Origin of the sequence: Paenibacillus sp. MAEPY2 (assembly GCF_000499205.1) — a bacterium.
In the GTDB taxonomy this organism is placed as follows: Bacteria; Bacillota; Bacilli; order Paenibacillales; family Paenibacillaceae; genus Paenibacillus; species Paenibacillus vandeheii.
In genome coordinates this window covers 312,761-339,367 of sequence record NZ_AWUK01000013.1, presented here as the reverse complement: position 1 = coordinate 339,367, position 26,607 = coordinate 312,761, and the positions used below count along the sequence as shown (strand labels likewise).

At 47.2% G+C, this 26,607-nt stretch carries 31 protein-coding genes; 30 read left to right on the top strand and 1 reads right to left on the bottom strand.

What is annotated here, in order from left to right:
* Nucleotides 1-44: 44 nt before the first annotated feature.
* From trpD to P364_RS0113475, 19 genes are all read left to right on the top strand, one after another.
* The gene (gene trpD, locus P364_RS0113565) at nucleotides 45-1,067 is read left to right on the top strand and encodes an anthranilate phosphoribosyltransferase (RefSeq protein ID WP_029880978.1); all 1,023 of its coding nucleotides are present in this window, start codon (nucleotides 45-47) and stop codon (nucleotides 1,065-1,067) included.
* Nucleotides 1,057-1,848: an indole-3-glycerol phosphate synthase TrpC gene (gene trpC, locus P364_RS0113560; protein WP_024630654.1), complete on the top strand. Its 792-nt coding sequence runs from the start codon at nucleotides 1,057-1,059 to the stop codon at nucleotides 1,846-1,848. The genes trpD and trpC overlap by 11 nt, the downstream gene beginning before the upstream one ends.
* Complete coding sequence (locus tag P364_RS0113555) at nucleotides 1,845-2,582, top strand: phosphoribosylanthranilate isomerase (protein WP_024630653.1); 738 nt, start codon at nucleotides 1,845-1,847, stop codon at nucleotides 2,580-2,582. Before trpC ends, P364_RS0113555 begins: the two co-directional genes overlap by 4 nt.
* Nucleotides 2,579-3,778 carry a tryptophan synthase subunit beta gene (trpB, locus tag P364_RS0113550; protein WP_024630652.1) on the top strand — a complete coding sequence of 400 codons (1,200 nt, stop codon included), beginning with the start codon at nucleotides 2,579-2,581 and terminating at the stop codon, nucleotides 3,776-3,778. The genes P364_RS0113555 and trpB overlap by 4 nt, the downstream gene beginning before the upstream one ends.
* Nucleotides 3,775-4,581, top strand: coding sequence for a tryptophan synthase subunit alpha (gene trpA / locus P364_RS0113545; RefSeq protein ID WP_024630651.1), 807 nt, complete (start codon nucleotides 3,775-3,777; stop codon nucleotides 4,579-4,581). Before trpB ends, trpA begins: the two co-directional genes overlap by 4 nt.
* Before the next feature lie 86 nt (nucleotides 4,582-4,667).
* Nucleotides 4,668-5,768, top strand: coding sequence for a histidinol-phosphate transaminase (gene hisC, locus P364_RS0113540; RefSeq protein ID WP_024630650.1), 1,101 nt, complete (start codon nucleotides 4,668-4,670; stop codon nucleotides 5,766-5,768).
* A gap of 27 nt (nucleotides 5,769-5,795) precedes the next feature.
* Nucleotides 5,796-6,890: a prephenate dehydrogenase gene (locus tag P364_RS0113535; RefSeq protein WP_024630649.1), complete on the top strand. Its 1,095-nt coding sequence runs from the start codon at nucleotides 5,796-5,798 to the stop codon at nucleotides 6,888-6,890.
* 719 nt (nucleotides 6,891-7,609) lie between these two features.
* Nucleotides 7,610-8,203, top strand: a complete 594-nt coding sequence (locus tag P364_RS0113530) for an RNA polymerase sigma factor (RefSeq protein ID WP_024630648.1) — start codon at nucleotides 7,610-7,612, stop codon at nucleotides 8,201-8,203.
* The gene (locus P364_RS0113525) at nucleotides 8,200-8,835 is read left to right on the top strand and encodes an anti-sigma factor family protein (RefSeq protein WP_024630647.1); all 636 of its coding nucleotides are present in this window, start codon (nucleotides 8,200-8,202) and stop codon (nucleotides 8,833-8,835) included. Before P364_RS0113530 ends, P364_RS0113525 begins: the two co-directional genes overlap by 4 nt.
* Before the next feature lie 40 nt (nucleotides 8,836-8,875).
* Nucleotides 8,876-9,475, top strand: coding sequence for a histidine phosphatase family protein (locus P364_RS0113520; RefSeq protein ID WP_024630646.1), 600 nt, complete (start codon nucleotides 8,876-8,878; stop codon nucleotides 9,473-9,475).
* Nucleotides 9,476-9,941: 466 nt separating this feature from the next.
* Nucleotides 9,942-11,060, top strand: a complete 1,119-nt coding sequence (locus tag P364_RS0113515; RefSeq protein ID WP_024630645.1) for a hypothetical protein — start codon at nucleotides 9,942-9,944, stop codon at nucleotides 11,058-11,060.
* A gap of 44 nt (nucleotides 11,061-11,104) precedes the next feature.
* Complete coding sequence (locus tag P364_RS0113510) at nucleotides 11,105-11,611, top strand: gamma carbonic anhydrase family protein (protein WP_024630644.1); 507 nt, start codon at nucleotides 11,105-11,107, stop codon at nucleotides 11,609-11,611.
* A 23-nt stretch (nucleotides 11,612-11,634) separates the two neighbouring features.
* The gene (locus P364_RS0113505) at nucleotides 11,635-11,814 is read left to right on the top strand and encodes an IDEAL domain-containing protein (RefSeq protein ID WP_024630643.1); all 180 of its coding nucleotides are present in this window, start codon (nucleotides 11,635-11,637) and stop codon (nucleotides 11,812-11,814) included.
* 163 nt (nucleotides 11,815-11,977) lie between these two features.
* Complete coding sequence (locus P364_RS0113500; protein WP_024630642.1) at nucleotides 11,978-12,400, top strand: DUF2487 family protein; 423 nt, start codon at nucleotides 11,978-11,980, stop codon at nucleotides 12,398-12,400.
* 193 nt (nucleotides 12,401-12,593) lie between these two features.
* Nucleotides 12,594-13,136: a ubiquinol-cytochrome c reductase iron-sulfur subunit gene (locus P364_RS0113495; protein WP_024630641.1), complete on the top strand. Its 543-nt coding sequence runs from the start codon at nucleotides 12,594-12,596 to the stop codon at nucleotides 13,134-13,136.
* Between the two features lie 15 nt (nucleotides 13,137-13,151).
* Nucleotides 13,152-13,823: a menaquinol-cytochrome c reductase cytochrome b subunit gene (gene qcrB, locus P364_RS0113490; protein WP_017687726.1), complete on the top strand. Its 672-nt coding sequence runs from the start codon at nucleotides 13,152-13,154 to the stop codon at nucleotides 13,821-13,823.
* A gap of 21 nt (nucleotides 13,824-13,844) precedes the next feature.
* Nucleotides 13,845-14,726 carry a menaquinol-cytochrome c reductase cytochrome b/c subunit gene (locus P364_RS0113485; RefSeq protein ID WP_024630640.1) on the top strand — a complete coding sequence of 294 codons (882 nt, stop codon included), beginning with the start codon at nucleotides 13,845-13,847 and terminating at the stop codon, nucleotides 14,724-14,726.
* Nucleotides 14,727-14,839: 113 nt separating this feature from the next.
* Nucleotides 14,840-15,466: a DUF1405 domain-containing protein gene (locus tag P364_RS0113480; RefSeq protein ID WP_024630639.1), complete on the top strand. Its 627-nt coding sequence runs from the start codon at nucleotides 14,840-14,842 to the stop codon at nucleotides 15,464-15,466.
* 66 nt (nucleotides 15,467-15,532) lie between these two features.
* Nucleotides 15,533-16,402 carry a sporulation protein YpjB gene (locus tag P364_RS0113475; RefSeq protein WP_024630638.1) on the top strand — a complete coding sequence of 290 codons (870 nt, stop codon included), beginning with the start codon at nucleotides 15,533-15,535 and terminating at the stop codon, nucleotides 16,400-16,402.
* Nucleotides 16,403-16,509: 107 nt separating this feature from the next.
* Here P364_RS0113475 and P364_RS0113470 read toward each other — a convergent pair whose 3' ends face one another.
* Nucleotides 16,510-17,379, bottom strand: coding sequence for a YitT family protein (locus P364_RS0113470; RefSeq protein WP_024630637.1), 870 nt, complete (start codon nucleotides 17,377-17,379; stop codon nucleotides 16,510-16,512).
* A 173-nt stretch (nucleotides 17,380-17,552) separates the two neighbouring features.
* On the opposite strand from P364_RS0113470, the gene P364_RS0113465 reads away from it, so the two are divergent.
* From P364_RS0113465 to panD, 11 genes are all read left to right on the top strand, one after another.
* Complete coding sequence (locus P364_RS0113465) at nucleotides 17,553-17,882, top strand: nucleotide pyrophosphohydrolase (RefSeq protein ID WP_024630636.1); 330 nt, start codon at nucleotides 17,553-17,555, stop codon at nucleotides 17,880-17,882.
* A gap of 51 nt (nucleotides 17,883-17,933) precedes the next feature.
* The gene (locus tag P364_RS0113460) at nucleotides 17,934-18,458 is read left to right on the top strand and encodes a tetratricopeptide repeat protein (RefSeq protein ID WP_236642079.1); all 525 of its coding nucleotides are present in this window, start codon (nucleotides 17,934-17,936) and stop codon (nucleotides 18,456-18,458) included.
* Between the two features lie 75 nt (nucleotides 18,459-18,533).
* A complete protein-coding gene (gene dapB / locus P364_RS0113455) occupies nucleotides 18,534-19,337 on the top strand; it encodes a 4-hydroxy-tetrahydrodipicolinate reductase (RefSeq protein WP_024630634.1) in 804 nt (267 codons plus the stop codon).
* Nucleotides 19,338-19,348: 11 nt separating this feature from the next.
* Nucleotides 19,349-19,789, top strand: coding sequence for a methylglyoxal synthase (gene mgsA, locus P364_RS0113450; protein ID WP_024630633.1), 441 nt, complete (start codon nucleotides 19,349-19,351; stop codon nucleotides 19,787-19,789).
* Nucleotides 19,786-20,487, top strand: a complete 702-nt coding sequence (gene bshB1 / locus P364_RS0113445; protein WP_024630632.1) for a bacillithiol biosynthesis deacetylase BshB1 — start codon at nucleotides 19,786-19,788, stop codon at nucleotides 20,485-20,487. Before mgsA ends, bshB1 begins: the two co-directional genes overlap by 4 nt.
* Before the next feature lie 96 nt (nucleotides 20,488-20,583).
* Complete coding sequence (gene bshA / locus P364_RS0113440; RefSeq protein ID WP_024630631.1) at nucleotides 20,584-21,744, top strand: N-acetyl-alpha-D-glucosaminyl L-malate synthase BshA; 1,161 nt, start codon at nucleotides 20,584-20,586, stop codon at nucleotides 21,742-21,744.
* A gap of 81 nt (nucleotides 21,745-21,825) precedes the next feature.
* Nucleotides 21,826-23,124: a CCA tRNA nucleotidyltransferase gene (locus P364_RS0113435; protein WP_024630630.1), complete on the top strand. Its 1,299-nt coding sequence runs from the start codon at nucleotides 21,826-21,828 to the stop codon at nucleotides 23,122-23,124.
* Entirely contained in the window at nucleotides 23,111-24,088 is a 978-nt protein-coding gene (locus P364_RS0113430) for a biotin--[acetyl-CoA-carboxylase] ligase (protein ID WP_024630629.1), read from the top strand. The genes P364_RS0113435 and P364_RS0113430 overlap by 14 nt, the downstream gene beginning before the upstream one ends.
* 339 nt (nucleotides 24,089-24,427) lie before the next feature.
* Nucleotides 24,428-25,303 carry a 3-methyl-2-oxobutanoate hydroxymethyltransferase gene (gene panB, locus P364_RS0113425; protein WP_024630628.1) on the top strand — a complete coding sequence of 292 codons (876 nt, stop codon included), beginning with the start codon at nucleotides 24,428-24,430 and terminating at the stop codon, nucleotides 25,301-25,303.
* Nucleotides 25,300-26,196, top strand: coding sequence for a pantoate--beta-alanine ligase (panC, locus tag P364_RS0113420; RefSeq protein WP_024630627.1), 897 nt, complete (start codon nucleotides 25,300-25,302; stop codon nucleotides 26,194-26,196). The genes panB and panC overlap by 4 nt, the downstream gene beginning before the upstream one ends.
* Nucleotides 26,189-26,572, top strand: a complete 384-nt coding sequence (gene panD, locus P364_RS0113415; protein WP_024630626.1) for an aspartate 1-decarboxylase — start codon at nucleotides 26,189-26,191, stop codon at nucleotides 26,570-26,572. The genes panC and panD overlap by 8 nt, the downstream gene beginning before the upstream one ends.
* Nucleotides 26,573-26,607: the final 35 nt, after the last annotated feature.

Here is a 26,607-nt window from a genome sequence, read left to right as displayed (position 1 = left end):
AAGAATCCGAGCGATTCGCAACTGAAGTTAGTCATGCGGAAGGCATGAAGAATGGCCTTGCCAAAATTTTGGAGGGCAGCCATCTGGAGCAAGCGGAAGCACGCGATTTGATGTACTCCATCATGAGAGGTGAAGCCACTCCGGCTCAAATCGGAGGTTTGCTTATGGGCTTGCGGATGAAGGGGGAAACGGTGGATGAAATCACGGGGTTTGCCGAAGCCATGCGTGGGCAGGGCGGAAGGATTCTGACTGACGGCAATGGACTGCTGGACACCTGTGGAACAGGGGGTTCGGGTATTCATAAATTCAACATTTCAACGGCATCTGCTATTATTGCTTCAGCCGTTTCTGTCCGGGTCGCGAAGCATGGCAATCGCTCTGCCTCAGGTAAGGCGGGCAGTGCGGATGTACTTGAAGCATTGGGCGTGAATATTCATCTGGACGGAGAGCAGGCGAGACAATGTCTCGATGAGATCGGAATCTGTTTCTGTTTTGCTCAGGTGTATCACCCTTCCATGAAACATGCAGCTGCACCAAGAAAAGAGCTGGGTGTACGTACAATCTTTAATATGCTTGGACCGTTAACTAACCCTGCCGGTGCGGATCGACAATTGCTTGGTTTATATGACCGCAGCCGGACACCGATGATTGCAGAAGTGCTGAATCGTCTGGGGCTGAAAAGAGCTTTGGTCGTAGCCAGCCATGATGGTTTGGATGAAATCAGCATCTCCGCACCGACCCAGGTATCCGAGCTGCGTAATGGTGAAGTGCATACGTATGACATTGATCCACGTGATATGGGATTATCGTTACATCCACTGGAATCGGTTCTTGGAGGAGATGCGGCTCAGAATGCCGAAATTATTAAAAGGATCTTCCAGGGAGAACGAAGCGCATACCGCGATGTCGTGCTGTTAAATGCCGGGGCATGCATCTATGTATCCGGTCTAGCGAATACCATTGCAGAAGGTGTGTTGATGGCGACAGAAGCTGTAGACTCTGGCAAGGCTGCCAAGAAGTTGGAACAGTTAATTCATACAACGGAGGCGTACAGTCATGTATCTTGATCGAATCGTAGCAACCAAACATAAAGAAGTTGAAGTTCTCGCACAAACATTTCAGATGGACGATGCGCTGAAAAAGATAGAGGCATTATCTCAAACGCGTGGATTCGAGCGTGCCTTATCCGAGAGACGTAACCGTAAGCTGGGGTTGATTGCCGAAGTGAAGAAGGCATCTCCGTCCAAAGGACTGATTCGTCCTGATTTCCATCCGGTAGAGATTGCTTCCGCATATGAACGGGCTGGAGCGGATTGTATATCGGTATTGACTGACGTTTCTTATTTCCAGGGAAATAGCGAATACTTGCAGGCCATTCATCAGACTGTGAACATCCCGCTACTGCGTAAGGATTTTATTATAGATGAACGACAGATTGCCGAGGCAAGGCTGCTTGGCGCGGACGCGGTTTTGCTAATTGCAAGCATTCTGACACCGGAACAGATGCGTCAATATCTGACGTTTGCCAAAAGTTTGGGGCTTGATGCCTTAATTGAAGTTCATGACCGTGCAGAACTGGAGCAAGTACTCGATATTCCGCAGGCAACACTTGTGGGCATTAACAACCGCAATCTGAAAACATTCGAAACCAGTCTGAACACTACGCTGGATTTGATGGACCTGATACCGGATGGTGTGACATTAATCAGCGAAAGTGGAATCGACGGCCCTCAGCCATTGGAATCTCTTATTGAGGCAGGTGTGCACGGTATTCTTGTTGGGGAGCATCTGATGCGTAAGGACGATGTTGAGGCTGCGGTATACGAATTGATGGGACCAAAAGCATGAATGCATTCAATCATGACGGCTCAAGCAGCAGAGAGGTGGATCTGCGAAACCGGCCGGCAGCGGCTGTAAAAATATGTGGACTTCAGGACGTTGAAGTGCTAAAATCGATGATAAACTTGCCTGTGGATTACATTGGTGTTGTCTTTGCCCCATCCCGTCGTCGTATTACGCCTGAACAGGGTGCCGAGCTGAGAACGGTTCTCTTGGGCTGGACGAAGTTCGATCGGCCGAAGCTGGCAGGTGTTTTCGTGAATCCCACGCTCGAAGAGCTGGAGAGCATCATGAAGATTTCACTCCTGGATGTCATTCAGCTGCATGGACAGGAATCGCCGGAATTTTGTGAACAGGTGAAGAAACGCTTCGGGACCGAAGTGTTCAAGGCCTTCTCTTTTCCCAAGGATGAAACAGGTTCATTAGCTGACGATACTGCCTTGATGGCACTTGATCCATATAAAAATGTGGTGGACGCCATATTGCTCGATACGTTTGATCCTCTCTACGGTGGGGGCTCCGGTAAAACCTTTGCATGGGAACGAATTCCTTTCTATGCCGAATGGGCAAGAAAACATGGAATTGCGTTGTTCGTGGCAGGAGGGTTACAGCCGGATAATGTGCAACAACTGATACAGACATATGCACCGGAAGGCGTCGATGTATCCAGCGGCGTAGAGTCCGAAGGTGTGAAAGACATTGCGAAAATAACAGCATTTGTAGAAAGGGTGAAGCAGGCATGACACATCAATTGCCGGATCAACACGGGCGTTTCGGTCCCTTCGGAGGCCGCTTTGTACCTGAGACACTAATGAACGCTCTGATCGAACTGGAGGAAGCATACAGCCACTTCTCCAAAGACGAGGAATTCAATAAGGAACTGAATTATCTGCTAAGCGAGTATTCTGGACGGGAAACGCCTCTATACCATGCAGAGCAACTGTCCCGCCGCTTGGGTGGACCCAAAATTTATCTGAAACGTGAAGACCTGAACCATACAGGAGCGCACAAGATCAATAACGCTATTGGACAGGGATTGCTGGCTAAACGGATGGGGAAAAAGAAAGTCATTGCCGAAACCGGTGCAGGACAGCATGGCGTTGCCACGGCAACAGTTGCTGCTTTGCTGGGTCTTGAATGCAAAGTGTTTATGGGCGAAGAAGATACACAGCGACAACAATTGAACGTATTTCGCATGAAGCTGCTTGGGGCAGAAGTCATTCCGGTGACATCTGGAACACGGACATTGAAAGATGCAGGTAACGAGGCGCTTCGCTACTGGGTTAGTCATGTGGAGGATACCTTTTACGTGCTTGGATCGGTAGTAGGCCCTCATCCGTATCCAATGATGGTGCGTAACTTCCAGCGAGTGATTGGTGATGAGACGCGTCGTCAGATTCAGGAGATTGAAGGACGTCTGCCGGATGTGATTGTTGCAGCTGTAGGCGGCGGAAGTAATGCCATCGGCATGTTCTATCCGTTTATTGGCGACCAGGATGTGAAGCTTATTGGGGTTGAAGCAGCAGGTAAAGGGGTGGACACCGAGTTCCATGCGGCTACGATGAGTAAAGGGACACATGGTGTATTTCAGGGTTCAATGAGTTATCTGCTGCAAGATGAATATGGACAGGTTCAGCCAGCCCATTCCATTTCGGCGGGACTTGATTATCCGGGTGTTGGTCCTGAGCATTCCTATCTCAAGGATATCGAACGGGCAAAATATGTCCCGATTACGGATCAGGAGGCATTGGATGCTCTGCAGTTGCTAAGCCGAACAGAAGGCATTATCCCCGCCTTGGAGTCAGCCCATGCTGTTGCGCAGGTCGTCAAGCTTGCGCCTGAACTCAGCGCTGATGATATCGTTGTGATCTGTCTTTCCGGTCGTGGTGACAAAGACGTTGAATCGATTATGAAATATACAGGAGGGGACTTGGCATGAACCTGATGGACCAGACCTTCCGGCAACTGAAAGAACAGAACCGTACAGCACTTATTCCATTCCTTACGGTTGGAGATCCGGATGTGGATACGACGGTGGAAATCATTAAGGAATTGGAACAGGCCGGGGCGGACATTTTGGAACTCGGAGTCCCCTATTCTGATCCGCTCGCGGATGGACCGGTAATCCAGCGTGCTTCCGAGCGTGCATTGAAAAGTCAGATCACGATTCGGACTTGTATGGAAACCGCAGCAAGAGCTCGTGCCGCGGGTGTGAAACTTCCTTTTGTGCTGTTTACCTACTATAATCCGGTGTTACAGACGGGACTGGATGTGTTTTTTGACGAGTTGGTCAAACATGAGATCAGCGGCATGATCATCCCGGATCTTCCGATTGAGGAAGCAGAGGATATGCGACGCCGTGCGGATGCTGCAGGTGTGCATCTGGTTCCGCTCGTAGCCCCTACGTCCAACGCAAGAATCGAGCGTATTGTCACGGGAGCACGTGGTTTTATCTATTGTGTCTCTTCTCTGGGTGTTACGGGAGAGAGAGCTTCCTTTTTCGATGGGGTAGAGAGCTTCATTGAAACTGTAAAGAGTCTGACAGATCTTCCGGTCGCTGTTGGCTTCGGCATTTCCAGTCACGAGCAGGTAGCGCGTTTCTCCCGGATTTGTGACGGCGTTGTTGTAGGCAGTGCTATCGTTCGTCAGGTGGAGGAAGCCATCCCTCTTCTTGGAAACCCGGATACTCGTCAGGCAGGACTGTTGCAAATTCGCAACTTTGTGGCACAATTAAAAGGATAGGGATTAAATGATGTTACATCCCCGGGGCATGCTCAGTTCATACTGATGCATGTCCATAACTATTTTAAAAACAGGAGGCGGTCGGGTTGAAACCGAAGTCCCAGATTGTCAATCTGCCTGTATATAAACCGGGCAAACCGATTGAAGAAGTGAAACGTGAACTGGGTTTGGAGCAAGTGATCAAGCTGGCCTCCAACGAAAATCCATATGGAAGCTCTCCTGCTGCACTTGAAGCAATCACCAGAGAATTGGTCAATGTAAGCATATATCCGGATGGCAGTTCAACCGAACTGACTGAAGTGCTGGCAAATCATCTCGGTGTGGAGCCGAGTAATCTGATTTTTGGTTGTGGATCGGATGAAATCATTGCGCTGATCACTCGTGCATTTTTCCTCCCGGGAGATGAGAACATTATGGCTGACCAGACGTTCTCTGTATACAAAAGCAATGCTGATATCGAGGGTGCTGTGAGCATTGAAGTACCCCTTAAAGATGGAACTCATGACCTGACTTCCATGCTGGCAGAAATCAATGACAAGACCAAAGCGGTCTGGGTTTGTAACCCCAATAATCCAACGGGTACTATCATCTCTGAGCAGGAATTGACTGCATTTATGGACCGTGTACCATCCCATGTTATGGTTGTGCTGGATGAAGCTTATTATGAGTTTGTAACGGATGAGGCGTACCCACAAAGTGTTCCTATGATTGAGCGTTATCCTAACCTGGTCATTTTGCGGACATTCTCCAAAATCTATGGCCTGGCTTCATTGCGTATTGGATACGGTATTGCACGCCCGGAAGTGATCGATCTGATCAACCGTGTGCGTGAACCGTTCAACACATCACGTTTCGGTCAGGCTGCGGCGAAGGCTGCGCTTGAGGATCAGGCTTTTGTCCAAGCGTGCGCGGAAAAAAATGCGATAGAGCGTGATTACCTGCAGAAAGAATTCACGCGTCTAGAGCTGCCGTTTTTCACTTCGCAGGGGAACTTCATCATGGTTGATCTGGACATGCCTTCTGCAACGGCGTTCCAGTCGCTGTTGAAACAAGGCATCATTGTTCGTCCTGGATTCCATGTATATCCAACATACATTCGTGTGTCCGTTGGTACAACAGAACAGAACCGTGCTTTTGTCACGGCACTGGAGAACACGCTGGCTGAGAAGGCGGTAGCACGCCCTTAAATCTGGCGATGAAAAGAGTGAGGACCCATGAAATTAAAAATTGCAATGATCGGTGTAGGGCTCATCGGCGGATCACTGGCGCTTTGCTTCAAAGACAAGCCTGGTGTTACGGTGATGGGCTACGCTCACCTGCCTGAACTGAAGGACAAGTACATAGCGAGTGGGGTAGTGGATGACGCTACGCTCTCTCTGGAGGAAGCGGTACAGGACGCCGACTTTATTTTTTTGTGCGTACCTGTTGGGCTGCTTGAATCCTATTTTGAACAATTGGTTAAGCTTCCTCTGAAACAAGGATGTATTATTACGGATGTGGGAAGCACCAAAGCGTCCATTGCAGCCTGTGCTGAGCATGTCCGCATGCGTGATGCATACTTTATCGGCGGTCATCCAATGGCCGGATCTGAGCGTGCAGGGGTGGATGCAGCCTCGGCTGTGTTATTCGAGAATGCATACTATGTCTTGACCCCTTCAGAACATGTACCTGAGGAAGCATACGACAGGTTATCTGACCTACTTGCGTATACCCGTGCCCAAATCGTCCGTGTAGAGCCGCTGCTTCATGATGACATTGTGGGAGCGATTAGTCATTTGCCACATGTTATTGCAGTTGCGCTGGTGAACCAGGTGCGTGAATATAATGAATCGAACCCTTTGTACAAAATGCTGGCTGCAGGCGGTTTCCGGGATATCACTCGGATTGCCTCCAGTGACGCCATTGTCTGGAGAGATATCCTGCTGAGCAACCGTGAGGTGCTGCTGGGCTTGCTTAAGGACTGGAATAGCCAGATGACGGCTTTCACCGAAATGCTGGAGCAACAGAATGGTGAGGGCATTGAGGATGCATTCCGTCAGGCACGCGAGTTCCGTAGTGTGCTGCCAGAACGACGGAAAGGCATGATCTCGTCGTTGTTTGATCTTTATACGGATGTGCAGGATGCGCCGGGGATGATCGGCAAGATTGCCACCGAGCTTGGGGCGAATGATATTAACTTAAGCAACATGGAGATTATTGAGAACCGAGTCGATGTGCCAGGTATTATGCGTTTGTCGTTCAGGCAGGAAGAAGAAATGGAACGTGCTAAAACGTTGCTCGATTCCCTAGGATATCAAGTGTGGGTTTAGGCTTTTGGAAGGGGGCGAAAGCCCTCTTTTTTTATGTTGAAAACTAACTGTTACCGTAAATATCCTAAAAAAGGACAAAAAAAAGACCGCTTACATAAGCGGCCATTGCTCACGTGGAGCAATACAGTTATTGGATAGGAGTGGAGAGAAACCATACTGTACTTTTATTATATGTATACGTTTTCATTTTGTCAACACTTTGAGTAAAATTGTTTAAAGTAATTATAACATTCGTAAATTAAGGAAATATAATCCTTGCATAAAGGGGTATAAAACTTAGAGAATGCTTGGTGAAGTGAAGTTGATTGGTGCATTTTTTGAAAATATGTTATAACGAAATTCTTCTGAAATTTTATATTTATTTCGTTTTCACCTAAACTTTTTTGGGTCTTCGTTCGTCCAATATAAGAGTGGCTTCACAAAAGGGATCAAATTGAAGTCATGGACGAGAAAATGGCTGCATAATAATGACTGGTCGGGCTTCAATGGATGCCATGGATTTGCCAGGATGATGCAGACCGTTGTACAATAAATACTGTTAATGTAGAAACGTTGGGGAAATTGCCATTACATAGGGGAATTTGGCGGGAAGGCCTGTTATGGCGCTGAACGCTGTTTTATGCGGTGAAAACCGCAACTTTTTTGTGCCTGTTCGGTAATACATGGATAGAGTCGAACGGGGAGAAGCACATGGATGGGCGAGGAGGGGTCGCACTCAAATGACGGATTCCCAGTTGATTCGAGAGATCAAGGAAGGTAACCTGGAGTTATATTCCGAGCTGATGAGTCGTTATCAGCGTAAAATACTGGCTTTCGTATATCATATGTTGAAAAGTTCTAATATGGAGCTGCTTGCGGAAGATCTCTGTTCTGAGACTTTCTATAAGGCGTTCCGCAGTCTGCACTCATTCCGAGAGGTGGATGCCTCGTTCTCAACCTGGTTATATACCATTGCGAGAAATACGGTACTGAGTGAGCTTCGCAAACAGCGTAGTGGGAGTGTTCCACTTGAAGAGAGCGGTATTGTACCTGTTGCTCCTTCTGAGAATGCGCCAGAGTATGCTGTATTGCGCAGTGAGCGGGTGATGCTGGTTAGGGATGCCATTAACAATTTACCGGAGAAGCAGCGTTCTGCCATTATACTCCGTGAGTATGATCAACTAGACTACCAGGAGATTGCAAATATTCTTGGGCAGAGCGTCAGTTCTGTGAAATCGTTATTGTTCAGAGCAAGGTCAAGCGTAAAAACTCAATTGGAACCTTATTTCTTCGAACCGGTCTACGAGCCATATGAAGGGATGAAGAACCGATGAATTGCAATGAAGCCCAGGAACTGTTTGCACTGGTCTGGGACTTGCCGGCAGCTCATCCTCAGCGGATTGCATTTCATGCTCATCTCGCTGGTTGTGAAGATTGCTCGCAGCAATTTGAGGTTTGGGAAGAAGCTCAAATTCTGCTGCACAGCATACCGGTCCCAGTGACAGAACAACAGGCAGAGAAAGTGAACCGTAATGTTATGGAACGGATCTATGCGGAGTCTCCATGGCTATTGCCGGAAGAGGCAAAGGTTAATCGTTTCTCTGCTGTGATCCGCAAGCATATGTCTTTGTGGATTGCTGCGTTCCTGGCAATTTTCTTATGCAGCTTTTTGTACATGGCGATGTTTAAGCCAGACGTAACAGAAGCTGAGCAGACCAGCGTGGTCTCTACGGGTATATTGGAGACAGGGGTAGCGGGCAGTGAGCCCTCATCCTCCGGATTGTACAAGTACAACATGACGGGAGCGGACAGAGGGAGTATTATTGAGCCCTTCGTTGTGAGCATGGGCCCAGCATATCCTCAATACTGGATGGGGTTGTCGTTGCTTGCAATAGGTATGGCTTTGTTCTCTCTTGGACGTATGCATCGTACCACGAACAAACGCAAACAAGGTGCACGTGCTTAGGTAAAGCTTTCGTTCACCGTATAGAGAAATGAGGGATGAGATGCGTATTGGGCTTATTCGTCACGGTCTAACAGACTGGAATGCGGCGGGACGTATTCAGGGACAAACAGACATACCTCTGAATACGGAAGGTCGTGAGCAAGCTGAGCGTCTGGGTAGACGTTTGCTTGCCGAAGAGTACCGCTGGGACCACATTATTACAAGCGGGCTTTCCAGGGCTCAGGAGACGGGAGAGATTATCTCCGGGCTATTGAATGTTCCACTGCTGGAGCCAGATGCACGCTTGAAGGAGCGGGCGTTTGGTCAAATTGAAGGTCTGACATCCGAGGAGCGTGTTGCTCGCTGGGGCGCTTCCTGGGAGACGCTGGATTTAGGCCAGGAACAGATTGCTGATATTCAGACACGTGCTTTGGGCTTTCTGGAGGATTTGTGGGAGACGTATCAGAACAAAAATGTGCTGATTGTCTCTCATGGCGCCTTCCTTGCGAATCTGCTGTCAGCTTTGTTTAAAGACCGCTATACGGAACGAATTGGAAACTTGTCGCTTACGATTCTGGAAAAGGAACGTGAAGATTGGAGTCCGTTGCTTTATAACTGTACACGACACCTTTCATTGGATCTGGCAAAACAACCTGAGTAATTAACTCAGGTTGTTTTTTTGCGTTATAGCAATGTGTAACTGTCATTCTATAGAGATCGAAATAAACATTTACACGAGAACGGAGAGGACAGAAATAACCTGAGGAAGCGGAGCTAAAAGCTTTCTGAAAGAAAGCTGCATCGTAAGCATACGCTTCGCCTTTATCCCCGGAGTTTACCCTCTGAAAAAAGGGAATCCCAAAAATCTGGGGATAACAGCGATCAGAAGGTTGTTCTGTCATTGGAGTGGCAAGTGTACATATTCTTTAGTTCAATTTCTATATGATTTTGAACCTCTCATTCTTCTTCTGAGCAGGCAACTTCGGGCATAGTATGGTTAAAACATAAAAGATTTGCAAAAAAGAGGTTTAGATCATAGGAATTCCGTCAACGATGTTTACAAAACCAAACTACTCCAGGCCCCGAAGCATCAGCCAAAAAGTAGTCAAGGGCGAGGCGATGGACCCATGAATCTAGCAGATATGCTTACTTTTGCCGATATCGGCCAGCTTAACCGAATAGCAGATTATTACCAGTGCGAGTGTAAGCCCAATTCCAAACATGAACTCATCCAGAGTATTCTCACTACATTGGGCAGCAGACCTTTTTTTGAGCAGCAGGTTCGCGAACTAAATCAGGTAGATCTGCGATTTTTGAACAACTTGCTGTTTGACGCCCGCCAATACTTCGGTATGGAGGAACTTGTCGCCATTGCTCGTCAGTCGATGGATAAAAAAGATAGCGAGGCTGGAGCCAGCCCACGTGATCTTATCGTACGCTTCACGAAGAGTGGATGGTTGTTCAATGGTACAACCCAACAGACCAGATACCTGTATCAGGTGCCCAAGGATCTGCAAATGAGATTTAGGGATGTGTTAGCCACACACCTGAAGGCAGGCATTGCACAAACGAGCGAACCTCCCGTTTACAGGGATGAATACCATTTGCTTGCTGATGATCTCAAACTGTTCCTGCAATTCGTCCAGCAGCATGAAATAGCATTAAACGCAGAAGGTATGATGTACCGTCGTTCTCAGCAGCAGATTATGGAGCATTTGCATGTGAGTGAGGCGCTGGTGGGTAAAGCCGGATGGAGATTCGGTTATGGGCGTTCGTTCAAAGACTACCCCGACCGATTTGCGTTCATCTATGACTACGCCTTTCATCATCGTCTGGTCCGCGAGGAGCAGGGAATGCTGAAATTGTCAGCTTCCGGTGAAGACAAGCTGGGGGCGGAGAAAACAGCCGAGATGATACAGCTATTTCGGTTTTGGTTAAGACTTTATAAAGGTGCTATTCCAAATCTGTCCTCCATTGTGTACTGGACAGGGGAATGTGCAGCCGGCTGGTCCACAGCAGAGTCTTTGTTCCGCCAGATTGGTCCTTACATTCAGCCGTTCTATTACGACACTGCAGAGACGATTTATGACAACAGGATACTCAAAATGATGCTGCATCTAGGCATGCTTCGCATTGGGGAACATGCAGAGGGGCGAACAGTACAAATGACAGCTTGGGGTTCACGCCTCGCGTCATCCTGTCGTTCGTTGTCCGGGGATATTACACCCGTTATGTTTGACAAGTGAAGGACAAGTTGCTAAAATCACTCCCAAATTAAGGAGTGATACTTATGATAATTCCATACAAAGGTATGCAACCACGGTTACACCCTTCGGTATATATGGCTGAAGGAGCCAAACTTATTGGTGATCTGACACTGGGTGAAGAATCTACGATCTGGTTCAATGCTGTACTGCGAGCTGATCTGGCACCCATCGTGATTGGACGGCGATGTAATATACAGGATAATGCTGTTGGACATGTCAACATGAATCAGCCTTTGATTTTGGACGACGAAGTGTCTGTAGGTCATTCTGCGATTATCCATGGATGTCGTATTGGAACAGGTTCGCTGATTGGTATGGGCGCTATCCTTCTCAATGGAGCCGAAATTGGTGAATATACGCTGATCGGGGCCGGTTCTGTTGTTACTGAAAATACCAAAATTCCGCCCTATACCCTTGCTTTGGGCACACCTGCCAAAGTGATACGTGAGTTGACTGATGCAGATCTTGAGCGGATGTCGAGGACTACACTAGGTTATGTTGCCAAAGGAAAGGAGTATAGGAGCTCTTAAATCCGTTTTGGAGGTGCATCCTATTGGATAAAATGAAAGTTACGTATGAAGTCATGTTGGGGCTGGCTGCTGAGATGGTGTGGGACGACGCGCTTCGTAAACAGCGCAGCGAGAAGCTGTATATGGAAATCGATAAGGCATTAGCTACCGGAGACGAAGTAGCTTTCCGGAATCTGACGGATGAACTGAAGGCCATAAACTGATGAGCATATCCAAATAAAATTTAACACAGGAAATGCGTGAAAAACGCATTTCTTTTTTGTGTTCACTATAATTTATACACGGGTAAAGGATGAATCTCTGGATTTATAATATAAGCTCATATATAATATGGGAATAAAATGGATAGAGAGGGGAATTAGGGAATTGAAATTCAGTGAGATGACTCAAGACAGCTGGGCGGAACTGCAACTCTATCTGGATACATGCCTTATTCCATACACAGCCCTGACGGGAAAGCAGTCTCCGGTTGAAGCAACCGAGGCGTTGGAGCGGCTTAGAGATTTTTTGGATCTGGTGGAGATTCCTTTTAAAGGACGTATTATGACTTACCCTGCATTCCATTATGCTGGTCCGGATATGTCAATGGCATTAAATACCTTATCCGAACAACTCAAATCTTCAGGTTTCAAATATGTGGTTATAATGTCATCTGATGGTGTGTTGGAACAGAGCCAAATATCTTCAGCAGATCTGGTATTAAGCCGTTCCATTTTATCCCAAGAGGTAGGAGAAGAAGGAATTGCGCGTTTTGTCGGGGAGAAAATCCGTGAGTTATGGAAAAGATGACCTCCATGTGACAAATGTGACAATTTACCAACATTTTTTTAATAACGCTTACAAATGAACCTTAAAAATGTGTGACAAATTCTTGACGGTGTTCTAGGGCTACTATATGATTATGTATGTTCTAGTAAGTCGTGGAATTTCTGATAATGAAAACGATTGAGAGAGTTGGCTGAAAAAGGGGGTTGGAGACAGTATGAGCAGTGAGCATGACCAGCACGAAGCTTCGATGAAATTGCCAAGCCGCATGGAAATGTCACGCAGGCAGTTTTTGACGTACACGCTTGGTGGAGCTACAGCCTACATGGCCGCCGGTGCAATACTCCCCATGGTCCGTTTTGCGGTGGACCCGATTTTGCAGCACAAGGGAGAAGGCACCTCTGTCAAAGTAGCGGAAATCAGCAAAATTACGAGTGAACCTCAAGAATTTACGTTTGAACTGAAACAGCAAGATGGTTGGTATTTGAGCAATGCTTCGTTAATCGCTTGGATCAGGAAAGATGAACAGGGCAAAATCTATGCGCTTTCACCCATTTGTAAACATTTGGGCTGCACCGTAGGCTGGAATAGTGATAAGCAATTTCCCGACGAATATCATTGTCCATGTCATGGTGCGCATTATAACAAAGAGGGCAAGAATCTTGCCGTAGCCCCGAAGCCGCTGGATGAGTATGTGGTTAAGGAAGATCAGGGTTGGGTTTATCTGGGCGACATTATTCCGAACACCCGAGTCAAATAGGAGGCGTGAACGCAGATGTTTAAAAATGTCTATGACTGGATTGACGAGCGTCTCGATATCACGCCAATCTGGAGGGACGTTGCGGATCATGAAGTTCCAGAGCACGTAAACCCGGCTCATCACTTTTCCGCATTCGTGTACTGCTTTGGTGGATTGACGTTCTTTATCACTGTTATTCAGATTTTGTCAGGGATGTTCCTGACCATGTATTATGTGCCTGATATTATTAATGCTTACGCCAGTGTCGAGTATTTGCAGACCAAAGTAGCCTTTGGCCAAATTGTACGCGGAATGCACCATTGGGGAGCCAGTCTGGTTATCGTTATGATGTTCTTACATACGATGCGTGTGTTCTTTACCGGCTCTTACAAAGCACCGCGCGAGATGAACTGGGTTGTCGGCATGCTGATCTTTTTTGTCATGCTGGGTCTCGGGCTTACAGGGTACCTGTTGCCATGGGATAACAAGGCTTACTTTGCAACCAAGGTTACGCTGGAGATTGCGAATACGGTTCCTTGGCTGGGGCCGATCATTAAGGAATTCCTGCAAGGCGGAACCATTGTAGGTGCACAGACGTTAACACGGTTCTTTGCCCTGCACGTCTTCTTCCTTCCGGCTGTGCTTCTGGTGCTTCTGGTCGGTCACTTTATTATGATCCGCAGACAGGGCATTTCGGGACCACTATAATCTGAGAAGGGAGGAATCGACATGGCTCACGGACACAAGTCAGATGACCAGGAAAAGATTATCTTCGTCGGGGACTCACGCGTCCGTAAAGGAGCGGGGTTTATAACTCCACCGGATTACACGGCGTATCCCGGCAAATCAGAGGCTTTTATTCCTAACTTCTTGCTGAAAGAATGGATGGTTGGTGTCGTTGTACTGGTTGGTATTTTGGTACTAACGATTTCGGAACCTGCACCATTGGGCTATCCGGCCAATCCAAGTGCATCGGTTATTCCGATGCCGGACTGGTATTTCTTGTTTCTGTATCAGTATTTGAAATACCCGTATGCCTCAGGGGATTATGTCCTGTTGGGGGTACTTGGAGTCAGTGGAGTCGCTTTCGGCGCTCTGCTGCTCGCCCCGTTTCTGGATACAGGCAAGGAGAGACGGTTCTACAAACGTCCAATTGCATCATCGCTGATGATTTTGTCGGTGATGGCCGTATTCTACCTGACCAATGTTGCGTGGACACACTACGAGCATGAGTTGGAAGCAAGCGGTAAGAAGCCGGAACATATTCAGCGTGAGGAAGAAGCGCTGGAGAAACATCTGCAGGGTCTGCCTACCTCCAATGCGCCAGGTCAAAAAGAAGAAGTGGCGATCGTCGAGAAGGATGACCCTGCAATGGATACCTTCAAAAAGGCCGGGTGTATCGGATGTCATGCCGCTGATATGAAGGGAGCAGGTGGACCTTCTCTACGTGGTGTGGGCGACAAACACAGCCAGGAAGAAATCCTGACGATTATCAAAGAAGGGTATAACACAATGCCCGCGATGTATGATCAAGCCATAGCTCAAGGTTTGACAGATGATGAAATCAATCACCTGGCAGAATGGCTTGCGAAACAGAAGGCAGAACAGTAAAATCGAATTAAGCAGTGAAACCTGATCGTTTATGCGGTCAGGTTTTTTTGAGGAGTTTTTCGCAACACCTTTCTTTGGAACGCAGAACACATAGGATGGAAGGGGCAGAGAACGTGGCTTTATCGTACTTTTGGAGTCGGGAATTTCTAACAAATCGTTATTTCCTGTGGCTCTTGTTTTGGTGTAATGCATTAGGAACTGTATACGGATACATATGGTACGGGGATCAAATGGAGTATACGCTGGCACAGCAACCACTGTGGCAGATTGTGTTTGTGCCGGACAGTCCCACAGCGAGTTTGTTCTTCACGTTATCTTTATTGTGGGTATTGTACAAGCCAAAATCGATGGTCCTGAATCGAATTGGACATGTCTTCCAGGCACTTGCTGTTGTCACTTCGGTAAAGTACGGTGTATGGGCGGTATCTATCATTTTTGCAGGCTGGATGCAGGGGGGGGCACAACATTGGCAGGATTGGATGTTGATTGCATCTCATAGTGCTATGGCTATTGAAGCGCTCTTGTATGTCCGATTCTTTGGGTTCCGTTGGGGGGCTTTGGTGATTGCTGCCTTGTGGACGCTGCTAAACGATACGATAGATTATACCTATGACATTTTCCCTTGGCTGCCCGCATCGCTGATGGACCATCTGGATGGTGTACGCAATTTCACCGTCGGATTGACACTAGTGAGTATTCTATGCGCGTGGCTTGCACTGAGACAGGCCAAACGGGCCTGAATTCATAACGCAAGCTTGTTCTAAGGAACTCTCCCCTGCCATACATTGATGGTGGGAGGGATGTCCATGAAGAGAACGTTCAGGATCAAAACTGGATTTATGGTGGTGTCGTTCATGACTCTACTGTTCTGGACGAACTTGTCATACAGCGTATCGGCGGAAAGTACAAGTGCGAACGGAAATACAGATCAGCAAGTATCAGCCAAAAATTCAATAAAACAATTAAATGAAGAAGCGGCCCTGCTGTATCGACATGCCTTGGATAATGATATTGAAGAGGTTAGAGGCAGTATTTTGCGAATCAGTAAAGGTCTGGAGCATATATCCTTTGAGGGCCAGACGACAGTAGAAGGCATTCATGCCCTATCCGAGACCATTGTTGAAGTGAAAGAAGCTGCCGTTAGGGTGAAAAGTGATGATAATTCTCTCCAGCAGGCCTCTGCCAAACTTCGACTTGCGGCGGACAGTCTTGCCAACCCAGCCAAACCCTTATGGCTCCAGTATTATAAAATCGTAAAAAATGATATTGATGCGCTATCAACTGCAGCAGATCAGCAGTTAAGCACCGCGATCATAGCAAGCCGCTACGCCTTGCTGGAGGAGCACTACGAGACGATCCGGCCTGCGGCAATGATTCGCCGAGAACCTTACGAGATCGCCCAGTTGGACGCCTGGTTGTCTCATACAAAGGGGCTGACTGCGGCCAAGCAGACTGACATCGCACAATTAAAGAGTATGGTAGCCCATGGTGAAGAGTTGGTAAACAAGCTGTTTGGTCGTGAAAAGGATGAGAGCGCCTTTGTGCCGTTTGTTCAGGGGCCAGACCGGAGGGCAGCCGGATTGCTCATTAGTTCCGCAATTATAGCCGTGCTCAGTTATGCGGGGTATCGTAAGTATCGAGCGCAGCAGCAAGGGATTTTTCCTTTCCGGCGGTAGCTCCTTTTCTACCATCACGATATAAAAAAAGACCTCTATCTACAAGAAAGGCCATCTGATGGCTCTTGTCTTGAGGAGAGAGGTTTTCTTTTTGTAGAGATACACGGTCAGCTTTCCTTAAACCCTTCTCCATGCACATCATGGACATCGCTAATAATAACAAAAGCTCTGGGATCGACGGAACGCACAATCGTTTGCAAACGTCTGAATTCCTGCCTGGAAATGACACAGTATGCAACATGCTTGGCTTGTTTAGAATATGCGCCAATGGCGGGAATTAGCGTGACGCCGCGATCCATATCACGGGTAATCAAATCCGCAATCTCGGGTGCGTGGTCACTGATGATCATAAATGCGCGGGCCGAGTACGCTCCTTCCTGAATAAAGTCGATTACTTTAGAGGCAATAAATACAGTTACAAGGGTATACAGTATTTTTTCTTTGGGAATGTAGACGAGAGAGATGCCAATAATGATGAAATCGATACCTAGCAGCACACGTCCCATACTCCAGCCATACTTTCGATTAAGAATGCGGGCAATGATGTCAGAGCCACCTGTTGTTCCGCCCCAGCGGAATACGATGCCAAGGCCTGCACCGAGTGTAACACCGGCGTAAAGCGCCGCAAGTAAAAGGTCATTCTCTGTATGTAGCGGTTCGATCCAGCCGAGATGAATCATTTTTTCAAATAACCAGAGGAACAACGTAAGCGCTCCAATACCCACGCCTGTATAAATCATCTGTCTGCCGCCCAAAATCTTAAGTCCAACCAGAAAGAGCGGAATGTTAACAACCAAGGTTGTAAGTGAAGGAGAGATGTTGAACGCGTACTTCAGCAGGACCGTAATCCCGGTTACGCCGCCTTCCATGAGCTGGTTGGGGATGATGAAGTACAGAAGTCCAAAGGCATATAATGCCGTACCCAATAGGATGGGGAGAATCAATTTAAATTGAACCCAGGTTTTGGAAGTGCTCATAAGTTCCCTCTCCATTTTACAAATTAGAATGAGAAAGAAATCATTCCCATCTTAGTATACCTGTTTATCGATTCTTTAAAAATGATTTGTCGTTTCTGATGGTGGAAGTGAATCTAAATAACTGATATATTAGGAACAAATACGACACAATTTCAAAAGGAGAATCCGTTCTCATGGAGAAAAGCATTGCAGAAATGCAGCGTGAGGTTGATTTGTATATTTCCCAGTTCAAAGAAGGATACTTCAGCCCGCTGGCCATGCTCGCCCGTATGTCTGAAGAGGTGGGAGAGCTTGCAAGGGAAGTGAATCACGAGTTCGGTGAGAAACCGAAAAAATCTTCCGAAGCAGACAATTCCATTGAGCTTGAGCTCGGGGACATTTTATTTATCACGATTTGTTTTGCGAATTCTCTCGGGATCGACCTGGCAGAGGCGCACGACAAAGTCATGCATAAATTTAACACACGCGATGCAAATCGGTGGACGCCAAAAAACACCGATTAGGCGTAGATTACATATGCTGTACCATCACCTCAATGGGGGAGGACAGCTTGGATGATGAAACCGGAAGAGTACTTGCAGCATGCTTACCGCTGTATTTTGCAAAATGATTTTGAGCAGGCGATTCGTTGGTTTGAATCTGCCATTGATGCTCACCCTGAACATGCTGAGCTCTATTATCGTTGTTCCATTACACATGCCCGCAGTCAGCACCTGGGTCCAGCGCTCGAATATGCGCGCAAGGCTGTTGAACTGTCTCAGGGGCTTGAGGAATACGTATTGCATCTGCAGACCCTGGAAGCCAAACAGTTAAGTACTCAGGCCAAGGCATTGCTTGAACAGGCCGGGAACGAAACGCATGAACAATATGTGAAGGCGGCGGATCTGCTGAAACAAGCAGTTAAACTTGACCCGTTATACGTGGAAGCGCATATTATGCTTGCTCTTGCTTACAGTGATCTAAATGAGTTCGATCTTGCAACCCGGTCCGTTCGTAACGCATTGTTGCTAGACCCGCAGAATGATCAACTGCATCTATTATTACAGGAAATTAAGCAGCGTATGAAATCCATTCAATAAGAACCCATTTCAGATGGGGATCGTTTGAAATGGATTCAACCAAACGAACTAACATAGTGAGGAGATGCAGCCAAGATGAGTGAAGTAATAAGAGTGGCCGTAATCGGAGCGGCTGGCCGGATGGGCCGTGAAGTAGTGAAACTGGTGCTTCAAGATCCTGATCTGGAGCTCGCAGCAGCGGTCAACCGCTCCGGAGCAGGCACGGATGCCGGAACGCTTGTTGGTCTGCCTGAATGTGGGGTGCTTTTGACCGATGATATCGAGATGGCTTTTGCAGAGACTAAACCACAGGTTATGGTAGACTTCACAGTTCCACAATACGCCTTCGCCCATACAGAGATTGCCATTCGTCATGGAGTCAGACCTGTTATGGGGGTTACCGGCTTTACGCCGGAGCAGATTGAACAGCTGGACAAGCAGTGTCAGGACAAAGGCATCGGAGGGTTAATTGCCCCGAACTTCTCGATCGGTGCTATTCTGATGATGAGGTTTGCTGCGCAGGCTGCCAAACATATGCCGAATGTGGAAATTATCGAATATCACGGCGATCAGAAGCTGGATGCTCCTTCAGGTACAGCAATTAAAACAGCCGAGTTAATTGCAGCAAACCGCGAGGAACTTCGTCAGGGCAATCCGAACGAAGAAGAGACGATCGAAGGAGCACGAGGCGGATATTATAATGGATTCCGTATTCATAGTGTACGGCTGCCGGGGGTATTTGCACAGCAGGAAGTCGTATTTGGAGACTTTGGCCAATCCCTCAAAATTCGCCATGATTCCTATGAACGTGCAGGTTATATGCCAGGTGTTAAAATTGGTGTACAGAAGGTTATGGAATATACAGGACTCATCTACGGATTTGATCACTTTATCGACTAAAGGAGATTGTCATGTTGAAAATTGCATTTATTGCCCATGATCGCAAAAAAGAAGAAATGGTTAACTTCGTGACAGCCTACGAAAATGTTTTTACAGACCATCAACTATACTCGACTGGTACAACAGGTCTTCGTATTATGGAAGGAACCTCATTACAGATCCATCGGTTTGAATCCGGTCCACTGGGCGGGGATCAACAGATCGGAGCCTTGGTTGCGCAAAATGAGATGGATCTGATTATTTTTCTGCGTGATCCATTGATGGCACAGCCGCATGAACCAGATATTAACGCTTTGCTGCGTCTGTGCGATGTACAGGGGATTCCGCTTGCCACGAATATTGCAACTGCAGAGATTCTTGTTAAAGCACTGGATCGCGGTGATTTTGGCTGGAGAGAGCTTGTACATAAATACAAGCCTGAAGGTGGATTGAATTCGGGTGATGCTCAATGAGTTTGGACATTCTCATATTCGGTGCACACGCGGATGATGCAGAGATTGGGATGGCAGGAACGATTGCCAAACATACTGCAGCGGGACTGAAAGTAGGCGTGTGTGATCTGACCCGGGCAGAGATGTCTTCCAACGGGACAGTAGAGCGCAGAGCCGAGGAAGCGGAGCAAGCCTCCCGCGTCCTCGGTCTTTCGTGTCGAAGCAATCTCGGTTTGCCTGATCGCGGGCTGTATATTACTCCTGAACACATAGAGGCTGTGACGGCGGAGATACGCCGTCAGGCGCCTCGAATCGTGTTTGCGCCATATTGGGAGGATCGCCATCCGGATCATGTAATGTGCAGCAAGTTGGTGCAGGAGGCTGTATTCAATGCCAAGCTTAGAAACTATAAGCCAGACATGCCCGCAGTTCAGGTGAAAGAATTGTATTTTTACTTCATTAACGATATCGGACCAACGGATTTGATTGTGGATATTACGGAACACTATGAGCAAAAGGAAAATTCATTGCTTAGTTATCGTTCTCAGTTCGAATTGGGAGAAGGGGCAGTTGCCACTCCATTGACTCAAGGGTATATTGAACGTGTGAGAGCTAGGGATTCTTTGTTGGGACAGCGGAGCCTTATTCCTTATGCAGAAGGATTCGCTAGTATTACACCTTATGTAGTTCATCAATTTGGCCAAGCAGCCAAGTCATAAAACGATCGAACTTGCTCGTATACATCAGTTATCAATTGCATTTCCGTTGCATTACATCAACCTGCACAAGCGGGAGATTAAAGGAGCGTCCACCGGATGGATCAAAAGCTAAAAATCGGTATTACCTGTTATCCGTCCCTCGGAGGGTCTGGCGTTGTCGCAACGGAGCTGGGCAAATTGCTTGCCGAACAGGGTCACCAGGTTCATTTTATTGCTAATAGTATCCCGTTCAGACTGGGTACATTCCAGAAAAATATTTTTTATCATGAAGTTGAGGTCAATGATTATTACGTCTTCCGTTATCCGCCATATGATCTCTCATTGGCCACGAAGATGGCGCAAGTAGCCAAAGCACAGAAGTTGGATCTGCTACATGTCCATTATGCGGTGCCACATGCGGTATGTGCCTTTTTGGCAAAGCAAATGGTTGGTGAGGATTTAAAGGTGGTAACAACGTTACACGGAACAGACATTACCGTACTGGCACAGGATGAGTCGTTGAAGGATTTGATTCGACTTGCCATTAACGAGAGCGATGCTGTTACGGCAGTATCACAAGATTTGATTCGTGAAACAATCGATTTGCTCGATATTAGACGTCCCATTGACCTGACCTATAACTTTATTGATAAAAGAATCTATTATCCACGTGATGCAGCAAGTCTGCGTAGAGACTTCGCAGCTCCTCATGAAAAAATACTGATGCATATCTCCAACTTCCGCCCTGTGAAGAGAACACAGGATGTGGTGGAGGTGTTCCGTCAGGTACAGGAACAGGTACCTTCCAAACTGTTATTTGTTGGAGAAGGACCAGATTTACCGAAGATTCAATGGAAGATTAATGAGCTTGGACTGAATGACAAAGTTCATTTTCTGGGTAAGCAGGATGATATTGCGCAAGTCATTTCAATGGCTGATGTGTTGATGCTGCCGTCGGAGAAAGAAAGTTTTGGACTGGTGGCACTCGAAGCCATGGCTTGTGGTGTCCCTACCATTGGATCACAGGCAGGGGGTATCCCTGAACTGGTACTGCACGGCAAGACCGGATTTTTGTCTCCAATCGGCGACACACAATCAATGGCAGAGAACACAATTCGTTTGTTGACGGACGACCGTTTAATAGCGGATTTCAGAGAAGCGTGCTTGAAACGGGCACACCATGATTTCTGCAATGATGCCATTCGGCATGAATATGAACAAATATACTACCGCGTGCTGGGACGTGAAGTTCCGAATCTGAAGCCGATTTGTGGCTGATTATTAGATCGGATAGTTCCATCGCGGAAATATATCTGTGTAAGCCACACCAAGCAACACGTAGTTATGAGGTGATAATAAGTGGTTCAATGGACACAGGTAGATCCTGAAATGGCAAGACAAAGTGAACAGGTGCTGCGGACATTAAATGATAAAGGGTACAACGCCTACTGGGTAGGTGGTTGTGTGCGTGATGAATTGCTGGGACGTCGCGTGGATGATATGGATATCACCACGTCAGCTTCCCCTGAGCAAGTCATGGAATTATTCGCAAATTGTATTCCTACGGGCCTCCAGCATGGAACGGTTACTGTTCGTTCAGGAGGCTTTTACTTTGAGGTTACGACATTCCGCACCGAATCCGAATATAAGGATAATCGAAGACCTGCTGCCGTTCATTTTGTGCAGGATGTCAAAGAGGATTTGCAGCGGCGTGACTTCACGATGAATGCTCTCGCTGTGGATCGGGACGGAAATATCGTTGATCCTTTTGGTGGACAGTTGGATATTCAGGATGGACGGGTCAGATGTGTGGGATTGGCGACTGAGCGCTTCGGTGAAGATGCGTTGCGCATGCTTCGATGTGTTCGTTTTGCTTCGGTATTTGATTTTAAAATTGCCCACAACACCTGGAAGGGGCTAATTCGACAAAAGGATCTGCTACAACATATCGCCATGGAAAGAGTACGTACCGAAATGGTGAAAATGATGGCAGGCCCACATCCGCTGCACGGTCTGGAATTGCTGTTTCGCAGCCAGGCGCTGGAGCATGTGAAGGCACCAATCCACATGGAACGATTCAATAAAGACCTCCTGTCCAATATGGAACAATTGATAGAAGAAAACGTATTATTACGCTGGTCCCTGCTGCTGATTGCCGGCCATTATACCAGGGATGAAGCAGAAGCTTTACTTCGAAAATGGACATTTTCTAATGATGATCGTTCCCGCATCAGTGGAGTTCTCCAGGTCGAACAGTTAATCAAGGCTGTCGTACAAGAGCAGAAGGACGAAGAGGCACTGCGTTCAGAATGGATTGTAACTGTGCTGTCTAGCGGACGTCAGGCGACAGAGGACTGGCTCATGATTCAACGACTGCTTCCAACAGGCTGGCGAGAACATGAGGTTCTGCACGAAGAACAGATTGCTGTAATACAGTCCCGAGGTGCTGCGTGGAGTCAATCCATGAAGGTGTATGAACTGAAAGATCTGCATATTACGGGTGAGAACGTTTTGCAGCAACTTGGACGCAAGGGCGGACCATGGCTGGGACAATTGATGAAACATCTCCTAAGAGAGACTGCGATCGGAAATATAGCGAATCAGCATGATATGCTGACCAACGAAGTAAAGCGGGTGGCTGCAGATGACAAAGCATGAGGATCTGTTACATATGTTGCTGAATGCAGAGGGAGAGTTTGTGTCTGGTGAAGAGATCAGTCGCAACCTGTCCATTAGCCGAACAGCCGTGTGGAAGCACGTAAACAAACTGCGTGACATGGGTTATGAGTTTGAAGCCGTATCACGCAAAGGGTACCGCTTGGTCACGCAACCGGACAGCATTGATGCCACTGCGCTTCAGCTGGCACTGGAAACCACGGTGTTTGGTCGGAAAGCCATAATCCTGAATTCCACTTTGTCCACGCAAGGGGATGTTCAGCAGATGGCTGAGCAAGGGCAAGGCGAAGGAGCAGTTGTTCTGGCGGAAGAACAGACGGGAGGGCGAGGCCGCTTTGGCCGTAAATGGTTCTCCCCACCCGGGAGAGGTATCTGGATGAGCGTTCTTATGCGCCCTGAACTTGCTCTGCAAAATACACCACAGCTGACCTTATTAACGGGTGTGGCCGTGTGTCGTGCTATTCGGTCATATACAGGTGCAGATGCTGGAATCAAATGGCCAAATGATCTTTTGATAGCTGGTCGGAAGGTATGTGGGATTCTGCTTGAATCAACTGTTGAAGATCACGAAGTGCGTTATTGTGTAGCGGGCATAGGCGTTGATGTTAACTTCGATTCGAAGGATTACCCTGAAGATTTGATACCCATTGCAACTTCACTCAAAATGGAGACAGGACAAACCATAGACCGGACTAGACTTGCAGCGGCCATTCTCTCGGAATTGGAGCGTTTGTATTTTTTGTATCAAAAAGAAGGCTTCGGTGTGATCTCTTCACTCTGGGAAGCTTTGTCCATATCCATGAATCGTGAAATTAAGGTGGCTAATCCACAGGGCATCATCGAAGGTATAGCAATGGGCCTTGATCCTTCTGGAGCATTGATTGTGGAGAAGCCAAACGGTGAGCGTGTCTCGGTTTACTCTGGTGAAGTTTCATTGGTAAATTAAACAATTTGTCGAATTTACACCGTCAAAATGAACATAAGACGTGAACTTTGGGCAGAACTTTGGTATACTGTGTTCGTGAGGCGATATCGGCTATTACAGACCGAATTGCACTCCGGCAATAGTATGCTTTGTTCTGCTTCATATTTGTTGCAGTGACAAGGCAGGAATGGTAATAAATGAACAAAGTGAGTTGTTGGATTCTGCTCTGAGCCGAAGAGGACCGAGACAGAAGGGACGATCGCAAGTGACTCTTTTTTGACTTTTCGGGACTTTTTAGTGGAAACTAAAAGGTTTTTTTGTTGCGTTTAAATTGAAAAGATGAGAGGAGCCATGATGAAAATGGCAAACAAACAACCATTGAATATTGTGAAAATGAAAAAATATAAGCAGGACGGCGTGCCGCTTAGTATGATTACAGCTTACGATTATCCGACAGCTCAATTGGCTGAGGAAGCAGGTATCGATCTAATTCTGGTGGGTGATTCACTGGGCAACGTGGTGCTGGGTTATAACTCTACCTTACCTGTTACGATTGACGATATGGTGTACCATACACGCTCTGTTGTGCGTGGTGCGGGAAATACGTTTATCGTTGCGGATATGCCCTTTATGACGTACCATGGCAGCGTGGACGAGACACTCAAAGGTGTCCGTCGCCTGATGCAGGAAGGACATGCACATGCGGTCAAGATGGAGGGCGGTCTCGAAATCGCAGATACGGTAAAAGCGATTGTTCAAGCTGGTGTGCCTGTTCTTGGACATATTGGACTGACTCCTCAATCCGTGAATCAAATTGGTGGTTATCGCATTCAGGGCAAGGATGCTGCAGATGCCAGACGTCTCATGGACGAGGCCAAGGCGCTTGAAGCGGCCGGAGCTTTCGGCATTGTACTGGAATTGGTCACTGAAGAAGTGGCAAGAGCGATCTCGGAAGAATTGACTATTCCTACGATTGGTATAGGCGCAGGCAGAGGATGTGATGGTCAGGTACTGGTATTCCATGATGTGGTTCAGTATGCTTCCCCATACACGCCAAAACGCTTTGTCAAAACGTATGGAGACGTAGGTACATTGATTCGCAATAGCATTGAATCCTATGTGAAAGAAGTTAAGGACCGTTCGTTCCCGGCCGAAGAGCATGTATTTACCGCTGCTGACGGCGTTCTAGATCAACTGTACGGACAACGTAAAGAAAAGGTGGAGACCAACGTATGAAAGTGATACGGACAATCGCAGAATTAAGACAAGAACTTAGCTTGCAACGTCAGTCGATTCAGTCCAGAGAGTCGGTTGTAGGACTTGTGCCTACGATGGGATTTCTTCATGAAGGCCATGCAAGTTTGATGCATGCGGCCAAACAACAAAGTGATATCGTGGTTTTGAGCATATTTGTAAATCCGATTCAATTCGGTCCCAATGAAGACTTTGACAGTTACCCTAGGGATGAAGCAAGAGATGTGGAAACAGCACGTGCAAAAGGAGTGGATATCGTATTTATTCCCTCTGTTGAAGAGATGTATCCACAGCCTACACAAACGACCGTATCGGTTTCCCGTTTAACGGATCGCTTATGCGGTGCTTCCCGTCCGGGTCATTTTGACGGAGTAACTACGGTCGTCTCGAAGCTGTTTAATATTGTACAACCGCAGCGTGCATTTTTCGGCATGAAGGACGCACAGCAGGTTGCTGTGATCCAACAGATGGTTAACGATTTGAACATGGCAGTAGAGATTGTACCATGTCCTATTGTCCGTGAAAGTGATGGTTTGGCGCTTAGTTCTCGCAACGTGTACCTCAGCACCGAACAACGTCAGGAAGCTCTTGTTCTGTCCAAGGCACTGCGTGTGGCACAGGAAGCTGTAGATGCAGGGACGGCGATGACAGCAGCGGATATCCGCGGCATATTGCGCCAGAACATTGAACGTTCACCAATGGCCGTGATTGATTATGCTGAAATTCAGGCTTTTCCAAGTTTGGAGCCACTTGCGGATCAGGAAAAAGTTCATGGCCGGGACGATCTGCTGATCGCACTTGCAGTAAAATTCGGCAAAACGAGATTGATTGACAATATAAGACTGCAAAAATCGGAGGTGCTGTCCCATGTTTAGAACACTAATGAAATCCAAAATTCACCGGGCAACCGTTACAGAAGCAAACCTGAACTATGTGGGTAGCATTACCATTGATGAAGATCTGATGGAAACTTCTGATCTAATGGAAAATGAGAAAGTACAAATTGTGAATAACAACAATGGTGCCCGTCTGGAAACCTATGTCATTCCAGGGCCACGTGGAAGTGGTGTCATCTGTTTGAATGGAGCAGCAGCCCGTCTGGTACAGCCTGGCGATACCGTCATTATCATTTCATATGCAATGATGTCTCAAGAAGAGGCAAATAATCACAAACCTACAGTTGTATTTGTGGATGGACAGAATAAACCAGTGCAAACGATGAAGCACGAAGTTCATGCAACGATTATGTAATCGACTGGTAAGGGGAATGAAATCGACCCATTCTA